The sequence below is a fragment of the Methylobacterium organophilum genome, from assembly GCF_022179465.1.
GTDB classification, from domain to species: domain Bacteria; phylum Pseudomonadota; class Alphaproteobacteria; order Rhizobiales; family Beijerinckiaceae; genus Methylobacterium; species Methylobacterium organophilum.
In genome coordinates this window covers 361,140-375,126 of record NZ_BPQV01000002.1, presented here as the reverse complement: position 1 = coordinate 375,126, position 13,987 = coordinate 361,140, and the positions used below count along the sequence as shown (strand labels likewise).

Sequence of the window (13,987 nt, the reverse complement as noted above, 5' to 3'; positions counted from 1 at the left end):
TTTGGGACAGGATCACTGACATTTCTCGTGCGCCGGCGCACACGGGTGCGCGTCTGTATCCAAAATGTCGCAGAGCTTCCGGTTGGCCGATCGTCAATCTTCGCAGGGCGTACGCGAATAGGGGCGCGGTTAAGATCTTTCCATGCCTCAGTTTTCACGCTTCGACGGGATTTTTGAAAACCGGTCGGCGTGGCGCCTCGGCTGCCCTAGCTTTCCCTCCGGCAATTTTCGGAACGGACGAGCATGGCGATCCAGCGCGAACGAATCAGGGTCCTCAAGGAAGCGGAGCCGCGGCCGGAGGGCGCCTATGTGCTCTACCTCCTCCAGCAATCCTGCCGTGCGGCGTTCAACCCCGCCCTCGAACTCGCCATTGAGGAGGCGAACTGCCTCGGCTGTCCCGTGGTCGCCTGTTACGGCCTGCTCGACGGGAAGAGCGGCTTCCCTGAAGCGACGGCGCGGCACTACGCCTTCCTGCTGCAGGGCCTGTCCGAATGCGCTGCGGGGCTGAAGGAGCGCGGCATCGGTTTCGTGGTGCGCAAGGCGACGCCCGCCGAGGTGGCCCTCTCGCTCGCGGAGAAGGCGAAGCTCCTCGTCCTCGACCGCGGCTATCTCACCATCCAGCGGCGCTGGTACGAGACAATCGTCAATCGGGCTGCGTGCCGGATCCTCCAGGTCGAGGGCGACGTCGTCGTGCCCGTCGAGACGGTCTCGGCCAAGCACGAATATGCCGCCCGCACCCTCCGCCCGAAGCTGCAACGGCTCTGGGACGATTACCTTGACCCGGTGAAGCCACGCATCGTCACGCATCGGGCCGACGGGCTGAGGCTCGAGAGCGAGATCGATGTCTCCGATCCCGACACGCTGCTCGGGCGGATGCATCTCGACACCGGCGTCGGGCCGGTCAAACGCTTTTCCGGCGGCCGCAAGGAGGGGCTGAAGCGCCTCGAAGCCTTCCTGAACAACGCCTTCGCGGGCTACGGCGCCGGTCGCAACAAGCCCGAGGCCGGCGCGGCCTCGCATATGAGTCCCTACCTGCATTTCGGGCAGCTCTCACCGGTCGAGATCGCGCTCGCCGTCGCCAGGGCGAAGGCGGCGTCGAAGGACGACCGCTCGGCCTATCTGGAGGAGCTGATCGTCCGCCGTGAACTGGCGATGAACCACGTGTTCTTCACACAAGGCTACGACCGCTACGAAACGGCGATCCCCGAATGGGCGCGCAAGACGCTGGCCGAGCATGCGGGCGATCCGCGTCCCAGGACCTATTCCGAGGCCGAGCTGACGGCCGGCGAAACGCACGACCATTACTGGAACGTGGCCATGCGCGAGATGCGTGTGACCGGCTACATGCACAACCAGCTGCGGATGTACTGGGGCAAGAAGATCCTCGAATGGTCCCCTTCGCCGGAGGAGGGCTTCGCGACCACCCTGCGGATCAACAACCGCTACTTTCTCGATGGGCGTGACGCGAACTCCTTCACCAACGTCGCCTGGATCTATGGCCTGCACGATCGGCCCTGGAAGAAGCGCCCGATCTTCGGCACGGTCCGCTACCAAAGCGAGAACTCCCTCAGGAAGTTCGATGCCAAGTCTTACGAGGCGGCGGTCGACAGACTTTGCAAGGCGGAGGGCTGAGCGGCATGATTCGCGCTTGCGCCGGCCACGCTTGATGAGATCGTGAGGTTCTCGAAGGCCTCCACCGTTCACCTCCCATCAATCCGAGACCATGCCGCTGCCCTCCCCGTCCCTGCGACGGCCCCTTGCCCGGCTGGCGCAGGCCTCCCGCGCCGCCTATCCCACCTGGCGCCACCGCCTGCTCTTCCTGTTCGGCGGCCTCTGCGTCGGCTTGGCGGCGGTGGTGATGGCGAAGCTCGCCGATGGGGCGCAGGGCCTGTTCCGACAGATGCGGGACACCTGGTCTTGGATCCCCTTCCTCCTCGCGCCTGCGGGCTTCGCGCTCGCCGCCTGGCTCGCCCGCACCGTCTTCCCGAACGCGCAGGGGTCGGGCATCCCGCAGGTGATCGCTGCCCGGGCCATCGACGCGCCGGCACTGCGGCATTCCCTGGTCTCGCTGCGGGTCGCCTTCGGCAAGATCGTGGTGATGTGCCTCGGCCTGCTGTGCGGGGCCTCGATCGGCCGCGAGGGGCCGACCGTGCAGGTGGGCGCGGCGATCATGGCCGCGGTCGGGCACCTCACGCCCGAGCGCATGCGCGGCCTTCTGTTGGCCGGCGGGGCGGCGGGCGTCGCCGCTGCCTTCAACACGCCGCTCGCCGGCATCGTCTTCGGCATCGAGGAACTTGCCCGTTCCTTCGAGAGCAAGTCGAGCGGGCTCATCGTGGCCACGGTGATCGCCGCTGGCCTCACCTCGCTCGCGATCCTCGGCGACTACACGTATTTCGGCACGACCGACGCCCGGATGCCGCTCTCCGCCGGCTGGCTCGCCGTGCCCGTGATCGGAGTTCTCGGCGGCCTGCTCGGCGGTGTGTTCAGCCGCATCGTGATCCTGTTCGGTACGGGCCTGCCCGGGCGGCTCGGCGCGCTCGCGGACGGCCGGCCCGTGCTCTTCGCCGCCCTGTGCGGGCTCGGCGTCGCCCTCTGCGGCGCGGCTTCGGGGGGAACGATCTACGGCACGGGATACGAGGAGGCCCGCGCCATCCTGCACGGGGAGGAGGCCGCCCGGCTCGACTTCGCCCCCCTGAAGCTCGCCGCGACGGTGCTGTCCTCGATCAGCGGCATTCCCGGTGGGCTGTTCGCCCCTTCCCTCGCGGTCGGGGCGGGACTCGGTGCCGCGCTGCATCCGCTCTTCGCCGGCCTGCCGATCGGGGCGCTCGTGCTGATCGGCATGGTCGCCTACCTCACCGGTGTGCTGCAGGCCCCGATCACCGCCTTCGTCATCGTCACCGAGATGACCCAGGACCATGCCATGATGATTCCGCTGATGATCGCTGCGCTCATCGCGGATGCTGTCTCGAAGCTGGTCTGCCGGGAAGGGCTCTACCACGCGCTCGCCCGGGGCATCGTGCTGCGCAGCGCGCAGGCGAACCCGCCCTCGCTGGCATGAGGCGGCTACGGAACGCGTTCCCGGGATCGGCGGTTATCGCTACGCTTCGGAGACGCGACGATGCGTCTTCGGAGCCGAACCGGCGTATGAGGAACGGACGACATGAAGCTGTTGAAATGGGCGCTGATCGCCTTCGTGATCTCGATCATCGCCGGCGGCCTCGGCTTCACCGGCATCGCGTCGGGCGCGCGCTCGATCTCGCGCATCCTGTTCGGCCTTTTCCTCGCCATCGCGATCATCATCGTGATCGTGGCCGTTGCCATCGGGCAGGCGGTGTTCTGAGCCCGACATGCCGAGTGATCCGGAGGGCCGGGCGATGAGGGGCAGGACCTGCCTCGTCACCGGCGCTTCCTCGGGTGTCGGCGCCGAGACGGCGCTCGGCCTCGCGCGCCTGGGCGCGCGGGTCGGGGTCGTCGGGCGCGACCGCGGCCGGACGGAGGCGATCGCCGAGCGCATCCGCAGGGAGACGGGGGCGGAGGTGGACGTCTTCGTCGCCGATCTCGCCGCGCAGGCGCAAGTCCGCCGGCTCGCCGGCGAGGTGCAGGCGCGCTACGAGCGCCTGCATGTGCTCGTGAACAATGCCGGCGCGATCTTCTCCGAGCGTCGGCTCACCGAGGACGGCCTCGAGCGGACCTGGGCCCTCGACCACCTCGCCTATGTGCTCCTGACCCTGGAGCTGCTCGACCTGCTGAAGCGGAGCGCGCCGTCCCGCATCGTCAACCTCGCCTCCGAGGCACATCGCCGGGGCGTGATCGACCTCGACGATCTCGGTGGCGAACGCGCCTATGGCGCGATGAAGAACTATTCCCAGGCCAAGCTCGGTAACGTCCTCTTCACCTATGCCTTGGCCCGGCGCCTGGCGGGCAGCGGCGTGACCGTGAACGCCCTTCATCCGGGCGTGGTGGCCAGCCGCTTCGCCAGCGAGGCCGGCGGGCTGTTCGGTTTCGGTTGGCGCTTGATCAAGCCGTTGATGATTACGCCGGTCGAGGGCGCCCGGAACAGCCTGCGCGCCGCCAGCGCGCCGGAGCTCGAGGGCGTGAGCGGACGCTACTTCACCCGCCGTGGCGAACAGAGATCCTCGCAGACGAGTCGCGACGAGGCCCTGCAGGAGCGTGTCTGGGAGCTGAGCTTGAAGCAGATTGGCTTGGCTTGACGGCGGCGCCGGCGGGGAGTGCCGCGCGTCCGGTCAGGCCGCACGCCAGAGCGCGCCCTCCGAGGGCCAGCCGCAATGGGCGGCGAGGCTCTCCGCGAAGACGGCGTCGAGGCGCCGTCTTTCGGCTTCGACCAGCGGACCGTCGACAGCAACCGGGCGGCAGCGCGAGCCGCCGACCAGGGCCATGTCGGGATCGAGCAGGCCGCCCTCTTCGTGTCCGGTAAACCAAGCCCGCTGGCCGAGATCGAAGAAGCTCTCTGCCGGCAGGCCCTCGGCGAGCAGGATGTCATGCTCCTCTAGGGCGACGTGCCAGTAGGTGACGCGATCCCGGCGCGTGCGGGCGATGGTGGTTCCGTTGATGAGGGACATGACGGGCACGAGGACGCCGCCCTCCCCGTCCGCATCCTGCCCGACCAGCACCGGGTGGCCGGGAGAGAGGAAGAGGTCCTTGACGGGCAGGCCCGGGCCGAAGGCGTCCCGGCGGATCCGCACCGGCCAGCTCTCCGAGGGAACGACCTGCATCCGGCAGTGGATCGTGCGATGTCCGATCCAGGTGACCCGGCGCAGCGCTCCGGAGGCGGTGACGGCCCGGTCGCCGACGCGGAGATCCTCGACCGCGACGGCGCCGCGGGCCGTGCGGATCGCTGTCCCGCCGACGAAGCAGAGCACCGACGCGCCGTAGAGGGCCTGCACGCCGTGAATGTCCGAACTCGTCAGCCCCGTCCCGCTATAGACCGAATTCATGACCGCGGGCGTGGCATCGTAATGGTCGAGGCCGATCGCGTGACCGACTTCGTGAGTCGACAGTAGGTCGAGCCGGACGCCGTTCGCGCTCGTCACGTGGCCGTCGCCCGAGAGCGTCCAGCCTTCCGCGGAATCGAAGGTGACCGTGACGCCGGGCACGAAGGTCCCGCTCACGCTGCCGGAGGTGTAGTACGAGTAGTTGGTGATTCCGAGCGTGTTGCCCGGCCCGTCGGGGGAGCCGTTGGCGGCCGTGAGCGGCGCCTCATGGAAAACGATGTCGGCGTCCGAGGTCGAGCCCGCCTGCTGGAACTGGATGTTGCCGTAGCTCGACCAATTGCCGAGGGACGTGCGGATGTCGTTGTAGAAGGTGGTCGGCACCGAGGAGTCGAAGGCGTAGGTGACGGTGCCACCCGGGGTCCCGTCCGCGGAGCCGCCCCATTTGGGGCCTTCGAGCATGTAATCGGTGGCCATCCCGCCCCCCCTTGATGGACCGTCCGTCATCCGGAGTGGTCCTTCGCGTGGACGCCTAGCTCCGACAGCCGGCCGGCGGTGTCTTCCGGCTCGGGATCGGGACGCCCATTTCCGAGCGTCCAGCATGACAGTTAAGAAAGTTCGCGAGGTGGCGCGGAGAACACGGCCGGCTCCGAAGGGACGTCGCCGGCGGGAGAAATGACGAAATCGCGATCACAAAATCGTGGGTTGTAATTCTGTGCGCAATTCCTGCGATCCGTGTCTCAGTTCCCTTCCCAGGCTTGTGGAAAACGAGGATAGCGAGGGCAAGTGCCGTCCTTAGCCGGCGGCGGTCATCCGTTTGCAAGGCTCGCCCGTTCTGCACCGCGAGGAGGTCCGCGGATCACGGAGGCGAGCATGCGGTTCGAAGTCCGAGAAAATTCTCCGGGGCACTGGGCCTGGTCCCTCTATCTCGGCGACGCGATCCCGATCGCGCGCTCGGAGGCCGGCTATCCGAGCCCGATCCAGGCCCGCGCGGCCGCGGCCGAATTCGCCCGCGCGGTCGCACTGGCCTCCGAGGAGCTGCGCCGCCGCTGATCTCAGGCTCGGTCTCCCCGGTCGATGCGGCGCGACAGGGCTTTGAGGGCGCCGCGGAAGGTGCGCACGTCCTGCTCCGTCATGGCCATGCGGTGGAGCATGTCGCGCATGTTGCGCGCGATCACCGCCTTCTTCTCCGGCGGATAGAAGCCCGCTCCGTCGAGAGTCTCTTCCAGGCTCGCGAAGAGGGAGAGCAGCGCCTCCCGCGGGGCCGGCGGCGACAGCATCTCGCCGGAGAAGCGCCGGCTCGCGAGTCCCGCCGCCCGGCGCCATTCATAGGCCATGAGCAGGACGGCCTGGGCGAGGTTGAGGGAGGGAAAGGCCTCCGTCACCGGGAAGGTCACGATCGCGTCCGCGAAGGACACCTCGTCGTTCGTCAGGCCGACCCGTTCGCGGCCGAACATCAGCCCGACGCCCTGCCCGCCCCCGATCCGGGTCGCCACGTCGGCCATGGCCTCGTCGGGCCCGTAGACCCGCTTCATCTGGCCTCGCTCGCGCGCGGTGGTGGCGAGCACGTAGTTCAGGTCGGCGATGGCCTCCGGCACGGTGGCATAGACCTTGGCGTTGTCGAGGACGAAGGTGGCGCCCGAGGCCGCCTCCCGGACGCCCTTCTTCGGCCATCCGTTCTTGGGGGCGACGAGGCGCAGCTCCGACAGCCCGAAATTCGCCATCGCGCGGGCGGTCATGCCGATGTTCTCGGCGAGTTGCGGCTCGACCAGGATGACGACGGGGGCGCTCATGCGCCCCCTCTCGCATGTCGCGCCTGAGCCGAAAAGCGCCCCCAGCCCCGCCGAGGGCGCCGATCCCGCCTCAGATCTTACCGTCGATGCCCATCTGGTAGTACTTGTGCACGATCTTGTCCTGGTTCTCGAGGAGCCAGTCGATCGAGGGCTCGTTGGTCATGGCCTTGCGGATCGCCTCGGTCATACCCTTGCGCTGGATCTCGAACAGCGCCTTGTGGTCGACGGTCTCGGCCTGGATCACGCCGGGGCTCAGCCAGACCGAGCAGATGATGCCGAGATCGTTGGCCTTCTCCTTGGGGATGTAGCCGGCCCGGACGGCGTCGAGCACGCCGTTCGCGATGGCGTACTGCACCGTGCCCATCAGAATCGAGGTGTACTTGTTCTCGGTCACGCTCACCTTGGAGACGCAGAGCGTCACCGGGCGGACCATGATGTCGGTGTTGAGGAGCGCGAAGACGCGGGAATGGCCGACGACCTGATCGCCGGTCAGGGTGGCCAGCGCGGTGCCGACCGGCCCGTCGAGCTCGCCGATGATCACTTCCGGCTCGGAGGCGGTGTTGGGCGGGCCGCCGGCGACGAGAGCCTCGCCTGCGCGCAGGATGATGCGGTCGCTCATGGTGTCTCCTTGGGCTTTCGTTTCCGGGGGCGAAAGTGCTGTCGGAGGCTGGTTTGTCCACCCGCTCCGGCGGGGGGCGGGGTTGCACGGGTTTCGCTTGGAAAGCGTGGGGCGAGGGGTGACAGGCGGGCGCAAGCGAAAGCGGCCCGCCCGGCCACGGCTTTGTCGGGATGCTGCAGCGCGTTATAGCGGGCGGCGATCCGGCTTGACGGCAGGTCGCGGGCGGCGGGAGCCGGCGCGCGAGCGAGAATAAGGGACGCGAGGAAGCGACATGGCGAAGATCAAGGTGGCCAACCCGGTCGTCGAGCTGGATGGCGACGAGATGACCCGGATCATCTGGGCGGAGATCAAGAACAAGCTGATCCACCCCTATCTCGACCTCGACCTCGAGTATTACGACCTCGGCGTGGAGCACCGCGACGCCACCAACGACAAGGTGACGGTCGACGCGGCGGAAGCGATCAAGCGCCACGGCGTCGGCGTGAAATGCGCCACCATCACCCCGGACGAGGCCCGGGTGAAGGAATTCAACCTCAAGGAGATGTGGAAGTCGCCCAACGGCACGATCCGCAACATCCTCGGCGGCGTCATCTTCCGCGAGCCGATCATCTGCAAGAACGTGCCGCGCCTGGTGCCCGGCTGGACGCAGCCCTTCGTGATTGGCCGCCACGCCTATGGCGACCAGTACCGCGCCACCGACTTCAAGGTGCCCGGCAAGGGCCGGCTGACCATCAAGTTCGAGGGTGACGATGGCACCGTCATCGAGAAGGAAGTGTTCAAGTTCCCCGAGGCCGGCGTCGCGATGTCGATGTACAACCTCGACCAGTCGATCATCGACTTTGCCCGTGCCTCGATGAACTACGGCCTCGCCCGCAAGTACCCGGTCTATCTGTCGACCAAGAACACCATCCTCAAGGCCTATGACGGCCGCTTCAAGGACCTGTTCCAGAAGGTCTACGACGAGGAGTTCAAGTCGAAGTTCCAGTCCCTCGGGCTGACCTACGAGCACCGCCTGATCGACGACATGGTCGCCTCTTGCCTCAAGTGGTCGGGCGGCTATGTCTGGGCCTGCAAGAACTACGACGGCGACGTGCAGTCCGACACGGCGGCCCAGGGCTTCGGCTCGCTCGGCCTGATGACCTCGGTGCTGATGACGCCGGACGGCCAGACCGTGGAGGCCGAGGCCGCCCACGGCACCGTGACGCGCCACTACCGCGAGCATCAGAAGGGCAAGGAGACCTCGACCAACTCCATCGCCTCGATCTTCGCCTGGACCCGCGGCCTGTCCCACCGGGCCAAGCTCGACGGCAACGGCGATCTGGCGACCTTCGCGAGCACGCTCGAGAAGGTCTGCGTCGACACCGTCGAGTCGGGCTTCATGACGAAGGACCTCGCGCTCCTCGTCGGGCCGGACCAGAAGTGGCTCTCGACCACGGGCTTCCTCGACAAGGTCGATTCGAACCTCAAGGTGGCGATGGGCGCCTGACAGGCCACCCGATCGCATGCGACTCGCAGCCGTCGGCCTCGAAGGCCGGCGGCTTTTTCGGTCGGATCTCGATTTCCGTCGTTTCGAGTGAACGGAATGCAACGAAGGATTGAACGGCGCGTCTTGTTCGTGCCAGATCTCCTGTCGCGCGGTTAAGGATCTCGGAGGCGTGTTGAGTTACTTGGGCAAGAGCCTCGACCACGAGGCCATGACCGACCGAATCTATGAGGCCTCGGTGCTGCCGGAGCGCTGGCGGGTGTGCTCGATATGATGGCGGACGTCGCGGGCGGGGTCGGTACGGTGTTCGTCGCCTCCGATCTGCACAACCTGCGCTCCCTGAATTCCGCCAGTCTCGACGGTTTCATGCGGGAATTCGCCGAGGGCGGCTGGGCGGATATCAACCAGCGGACCGGGCGGCTCCTGTCCAAGCAGCATCCGGGCTTCTTGCTGGAAGAAGACGTCTACACCCCTCGGGAGATCGAGGAGGACATCTTCATCCGCGACTTCCTGCGGCCGCGGGGTCTCGGCTGGGCCACCGGCACCGCTTTCCCGATCTCCACCGGCGATACCCTCGTCTTCTCGATCGAGCGCCGCTTCGCCGACGGCCCGGTGCCGCGTTCGGCGGTGGAGGTGCTCGACCTGCTGCGCCCGCATCTCGGCCGGGCGGCGATGCTCTCGGCGCGGCTTCAGCTCCGCTTGGTCCAGGCGGCGGTGGAGGCGCTGGCCCTGGTCGGCCTGCCCTCCGCGATCCTATCCCACGAGAACCGGATCCAGGCCGCCAACGAGCAGCTCCAGCTGATGATCCCGCGGGTGGTGCGCGACGGGCGCCAGCGCGTGGGCCTGTCCCATCCGGATGCCGACGAGGTGCTAGAGCGGGCGCTCGCGGCCGGCGGGGCGCGGGTGGCCCGCTCGATCCCGATCCCCGAGAGCGACGGCGACCCGGCCATGGTCGCCCATCTCGTGCCGATCCGCGGGGCAGCCCAGGACATCTTTTCCGGCAGCGCCGTGCTGCTCACCCTGGTGCCGGTGATGCCGGCCTCGGTGCCGGGAGCCGACCTGCTTCAGGGGCTGTTCGACCTCACCCCGGCGGAGGCGCGGGTCGCCCGCGGCATCGGCGAGGGCAAGAGCATCGAGACGATCGCAGCGGTCCAGGGCGTCCGCGAGGACACCGTGCGCAAGCAGCTCAAGGCCACTTACGCCAAGACCGGCGCCAAGGGTCAGGTCGACCTCGTCCGCCTCGTCGCCGGATTGAACCCGACTCGCTAGAGCGCTCACCGCCGAAGTCGTTCTCGGATCGGCGAAAGAAAGCGCGTCGAAGCAGGCAGTGCGATCGGCGTCAGCGTGCGCGTGTCGCCGAAAGCACGATGCGCGCGGCGGCCCGGCTCGGCTCCTCGTCACCGGGCAAGCGCATGCGGTCGTCGAGACGGGCGAGCGCCCTCACCTGCGCGTCGCGGGCCGGCCCGGTGGTGAGGAGCGGCAGCAGCGCCTGGACGAGTCGGCCCGGCTCGCACTCCGCCTGCACGAATTCCGGCATGGCATTCTCGCCGAGGATCAGGTTCGGCAGCACGATGGTCGGGACCTGGATCAGGCGGCGCGCGACGACCTCCTCGATCCGCGAGACCTTGTAGCCGACCACCATCGGCATGCCGGACAAAGCGAGCTCCAGCGTCACGGTGCCGGAGGCGGCGAGCGCCGCCCGCCCCCGGCGGAAGGCCGCGAGCTTGGCCGCCTCGCCATGGACAATGCGCGGCGCCCTTTCCCAAGCCAGGGCCAGGCGCTCGATCAGGGCGCGGTGACGGCTGACCGCGGGCAGCACCGCCTCGAATGGACCCGCGCGCCGGGCGAGCTCGGCGAGCGTCTGTCCGAAGACCGGCATCAGCCGCTCGATCTCGGAGCGGCGGGAGCCCGGCAGCACCACCAGGGTCGGGGGCTTGGCCGCGCGGGCCGTTTCCTCCTCCGGATTCGGGCGCAGATCGGCGAGGCGCTCGATCAGGGGGTGGCCGACATAGCTGCAGGGTGGGCCACCGAGGCGGCGATGGGCCTCGGGCTCGAAAGGTAGCAGGGCGAGCACGTGATCGATATAGGGGCGCATGCCCCTGGCACGCCATGGCCGCCAGGCCCAGACGCTCGGGGAGACGTAGTCGACGATCGGCAGATCCGGCAGCTTCTTGCGCACGCGTGAGGCAACGGCGTGGGTGAAGCCGGGGCTGTCGATGATGACGAGCACGTCGGGCTTGGCCGCGATCACATCCTCGACCGTCTCGCGGATACGCCGCAACAGGGTGCGGGCCCGGGCGAGCACGGGCAGGTAGCCCATCACTGCCACATCGTCGATCGGGAAGAGCGAGGCGAAGCCCTCCGCCGCCATGGCCTCGCCGCCCACGCCGCCGAAGGCGAGTGGCCCCTCGGAGAGGGCGCACAGGGCGCGGATCAGCTTGGCGCCGAGCTGGTCGCCGGAATCCTCGCCTGCCACGAGCCAGATGCGCCGGTGCGTCACGGATCGACCTTCAAACCGATCAGGAACATGCCGTGCCGGTCGATTGCCGCCACGGTCTCGGGTCGGTCGACGACCAGCGTGTAGCCGGCCCCGATGGCGATGCCGACGCAGCCCGCGGCTGCCGCGTTGCGCACGGTGCGAGGGCCGATGGCCGGCAGGTCGATCCGCAGGTCTTGGCCGCGCTTGGGCAGCTTGACGAGAACGCTCGCCCGGGTGGCCGGGCCGAAGCCGAAGGCGCGCCGCCCGAGGCGCCGGGCGCGGGCGAGCATCCGGTCGGTGCCCTCCGGCCCCTCGATGGCGATGACACGCGCGCCGGCGAGCACCGCCGCCTGCCCGACGTCGAAGGGCGAGAGGCTGGCGAGGAGCGTCCGGCCCGTCTCGATGGCGGTCTCCGCCGCCGCATCGGGCGCGTAGAGGCCCAGGCGCCCTTCCGGGCTCAGGAGATCGGGGGCGACCTCGTGCACGCCCATTACCCGATGGCCGTTCTCCTCCAGGAGGGAGAGCACGCCCCGCAGAAGCCGGTCGTCGCCCCCGGCAATGGCCTTGAGCATGTCGCGGTTGCGCAGGGCATGGGCGGCGTTGAGGAGGGCCGCCGGGTTCGGCCGGGCGACGCTACCCGCGGGCACGATCCCCGCGGGCGCCCAATCCTTCAGGATGGCGAGGGCGCCGGGGATGTCGAGAAGGTCGACGGTGGCGTCGGCCCGCGCCCGCATCGACCGCTCCGCGAAGCCGCGCACGGCCAGCACGCGATAGGCGCGGCCCGCCCGGTCGAGGGAATCCGCGACGAGCTGCGGCAGCCGTCCGGCCCCCGCGATGAGGGCGATGGCGTCCGCGCGCGCCGGCGCCGCCACGGCCTCCGTCAAGCGGCCGCCGGCGTGCCGCGCGGGGTGCAGATCGAGCGCTTGCCGCCCTCGCGGATGAAGGCCAGGATTTCCTGAACGGCCGGATGTGTGTCGAACTCCGCCGCCACGTCCTCGACCCGCTCCATCAGCGTGCCCTCGGGGGCGAAGAGCAGGCGGTAGGCTCGGCGAAGGGCGTGGATGTCCTCGCGGGAGAAGCCGCGGCGCTGCAGGCCGATGATGTTGAGGCCGGAGAGCGCGGCGCGGTTGCCGAGCACCATGCCGTAGGGGATGCAGTCGTTCTCGAGTCCCGAGAGGCCACCGACGAAGGCATGCGCGCCGACGCGGGCGAACTGGATCACGGCGGCGCCGCCGCCCAGGATCGCGAAGTTGCCCACCGTGCAATGGCCGGCGAGCATAACGTTGTTCGAGAAGACGACGTTATCGCCGACCCGGCAATCGTGGCCGACATGGCTGTTAGCGAGGAAGGCGCAGCGGTCGCCTACCACCGTCTCCAGGCCGCCACCGGCAGTTCCGGGATTCATGGTGACGCCTTCGCGGATCAGGCATTCCGCACCGATCGCCAGGGTGGATTCCTCGCCGCGGAACTTCAGGTCCTGCGGCTGGTGGCCCAGGGAGGCAAAGGGGAAGATCTTGGTGCGTGCGCCGATGCTGGTGCGGCCGGCGACGACGACGTGGCTGATCAGCTCGCAGCCGTCGCCGAGCGTCACCTCGGGGCCGACATGGCAGAAGGGGCCGATGCGCACGTCTGCGCCGAGCTTCGCGCCGTCCTCGACGACCGCGCTCGGATGGATGCCGGGATGCACGGCGCTCATTCCGTCACCAGCATGGCGCCCACCTCGGCCTCGGCGACCAGAGCGCCCTCGACCCGGGCCTCGCCGCGGAACCACCACATCGTCTTGCGCTGGTTCAGCTTCTTCATGTGGAAGCGCACCTGGTCACCCGGCACCACCGGCCGGCGGAACTTGCACTTGTCGATGGTCATGAAGAAGACCTGCTTGGTCTTGAGGTCGTTCGTCATGATGTGGCGGCAGCAGATCGCGCCCGCGGTCTGGGCCATGGCCTCGATCAGCAGCACGCCGGGGAAGACCGGCATGCCGGGGAAGTGGCCGGTGAATTGCGGCTCGTTCACGGTGACGTTCTTGATGCCGATGCAGCTGTCGTCGCCGTCGATCTCGATGATCTTGTCGATCATCAGGAACGGGTAGCGATGCGGCAGAAGCTCCAGAACCTTCTGGATGTCCGCCGACCCGAGTTCCCGCGGCGTCTCACTCATCGATCGTAAAGTCCCCGTGCACACGTCCGTCGGCGCCGGAGAGCCGCACGTCCTGCCTGCAAGTTTCAAGTGAACGGGCGCCCTCTTCGACAGAAATTCGGGCGGATGCAAGACCTTTGAGGCCCGTGCCCGACCGATCGCGTGGCCTTCCGCCCAAACGGGTTCGCCGCCGGAGACCGATCAGGCCCCGCGGGCGGGGGGCTCAACGTGGAGGGGCGCCCGCAAGCTCTTTCCTGCCGGCAAGCGCCCTAGAACCGTATCGCCCAAGGCATCGACAGAGGGACGTGCCGCGGATGTTGCCGATCATCCAGTTCCTAGCTGCAGAGCGCACGGGAATGCGCCGTGGCGCAAGCAGAGCCGGTTGCGCAGGAAGGCGATCGTTCGGTGATCGACGTGCTCATGATGGCTGACATGATACCGGCTGTGCGGCGATCGGCGCTGGAGGTGAATGCACTCCCTGATGGCGATCGCAAGGATCGGCGGCTTGCTGTACTCGACGATCCTGTC

The 13,987-nt window shown here is 68.4% G+C and carries 14 protein-coding genes; 7 read left to right on the top strand and 7 right to left on the bottom strand.

Annotated features, from left to right (window positions below):
• The first annotated feature begins 243 nt into the window (after positions 1-243).
• From MFF21_RS04410 to MFF21_RS04395, 4 genes are all read left to right on the top strand, one after another.
• Positions 244-1,632, top strand: a complete 1,389-nt coding sequence (locus MFF21_RS04410) for a deoxyribodipyrimidine photo-lyase (protein WP_238309986.1) — start codon at positions 244-246, stop codon at positions 1,630-1,632.
• Between the two features lie 91 nt (positions 1,633-1,723).
• Positions 1,724-3,058, top strand: coding sequence for a chloride channel protein (locus MFF21_RS04405; RefSeq protein ID WP_238309985.1), 1,335 nt, complete (start codon positions 1,724-1,726; stop codon positions 3,056-3,058).
• Between the two features lie 102 nt (positions 3,059-3,160).
• Positions 3,161-3,340, top strand: coding sequence for a DUF1328 domain-containing protein (locus MFF21_RS04400; protein WP_238309984.1), 180 nt, complete (start codon positions 3,161-3,163; stop codon positions 3,338-3,340).
• A gap of 34 nt (positions 3,341-3,374) precedes the next feature.
• Positions 3,375-4,211 carry an SDR family oxidoreductase gene (locus MFF21_RS04395; RefSeq protein WP_238309983.1) on the top strand — a complete coding sequence of 279 codons (837 nt, stop codon included), beginning with the start codon at positions 3,375-3,377 and terminating at the stop codon, positions 4,209-4,211.
• 33 nt (positions 4,212-4,244) lie between these two features.
• Here the strand turns inward: MFF21_RS04395 and MFF21_RS04390 are convergent, their stop codons facing one another.
• The gene (locus MFF21_RS04390; protein ID WP_238309982.1) at positions 4,245-5,426 is read right to left on the bottom strand and encodes a Hint domain-containing protein; all 1,182 of its coding nucleotides are present in this window, start codon (positions 5,424-5,426) and stop codon (positions 4,245-4,247) included.
• A 396-nt stretch (positions 5,427-5,822) separates the two neighbouring features.
• Here MFF21_RS04390 and MFF21_RS04385 point away from each other — a divergent pair, with 396 nt between their 5' ends.
• A complete protein-coding gene (locus MFF21_RS04385; protein ID WP_238309981.1) occupies positions 5,823-6,002 on the top strand; it encodes a YegP family protein in 180 nt (59 codons plus the stop codon).
• 2 nt (positions 6,003-6,004) lie between these two features.
• Here the strand turns inward: MFF21_RS04385 and MFF21_RS04380 are convergent, their stop codons facing one another.
• Positions 6,005-6,742: an RNA methyltransferase gene (locus tag MFF21_RS04380; RefSeq protein WP_238309980.1), complete on the bottom strand. Its 738-nt coding sequence runs from the start codon at positions 6,740-6,742 to the stop codon at positions 6,005-6,007.
• 70 nt (positions 6,743-6,812) lie between these two features.
• A complete protein-coding gene (locus tag MFF21_RS04375; RefSeq protein WP_076643331.1) occupies positions 6,813-7,361 on the bottom strand; it encodes a formaldehyde-activating enzyme in 549 nt (182 codons plus the stop codon).
• Positions 7,362-7,632: 271 nt separating this feature from the next.
• Between MFF21_RS04375 and MFF21_RS04370 the strand changes: the two genes are divergently transcribed.
• Together MFF21_RS04370 and MFF21_RS04365 are read left to right on the top strand one after the other, a co-directional pair.
• Complete coding sequence (locus MFF21_RS04370; protein ID WP_238309979.1) at positions 7,633-8,847, top strand: NADP-dependent isocitrate dehydrogenase; 1,215 nt, start codon at positions 7,633-7,635, stop codon at positions 8,845-8,847.
• 267 nt (positions 8,848-9,114) lie between these two features.
• Complete coding sequence (locus MFF21_RS04365) at positions 9,115-10,113, top strand: helix-turn-helix transcriptional regulator (protein ID WP_238309978.1); 999 nt, start codon at positions 9,115-9,117, stop codon at positions 10,111-10,113.
• Between the two features lie 70 nt (positions 10,114-10,183).
• Here the strand turns inward: MFF21_RS04365 and lpxB are convergent, their stop codons facing one another.
• The 4 genes from lpxB to fabZ are packed head-to-tail and all read right to left on the bottom strand — an operon-like array spanning position 10,184 to position 13,480.
• Positions 10,184-11,344: a lipid-A-disaccharide synthase gene (lpxB, locus tag MFF21_RS04360; protein ID WP_238309977.1), complete on the bottom strand. Its 1,161-nt coding sequence runs from the start codon at positions 11,342-11,344 to the stop codon at positions 10,184-10,186.
• The gene (locus MFF21_RS04355; protein WP_238309976.1) at positions 11,341-12,195 is read right to left on the bottom strand and encodes an LpxI family protein; all 855 of its coding nucleotides are present in this window, start codon (positions 12,193-12,195) and stop codon (positions 11,341-11,343) included. Before MFF21_RS04355 ends, lpxB begins: the two co-directional genes overlap by 4 nt.
• Positions 12,196-12,203: 8 nt before the next feature.
• Positions 12,204-13,019 carry an acyl-ACP--UDP-N-acetylglucosamine O-acyltransferase gene (gene lpxA / locus MFF21_RS04350; protein WP_238309975.1) on the bottom strand — a complete coding sequence of 272 codons (816 nt, stop codon included), beginning with the start codon at positions 13,017-13,019 and terminating at the stop codon, positions 12,204-12,206.
• Positions 13,016-13,480: a 3-hydroxyacyl-ACP dehydratase FabZ gene (gene fabZ, locus MFF21_RS04345; protein WP_238309974.1), complete on the bottom strand. Its 465-nt coding sequence runs from the start codon at positions 13,478-13,480 to the stop codon at positions 13,016-13,018. Before fabZ ends, lpxA begins: the two co-directional genes overlap by 4 nt.
• Positions 13,481-13,987: the final 507 nt, after the last annotated feature.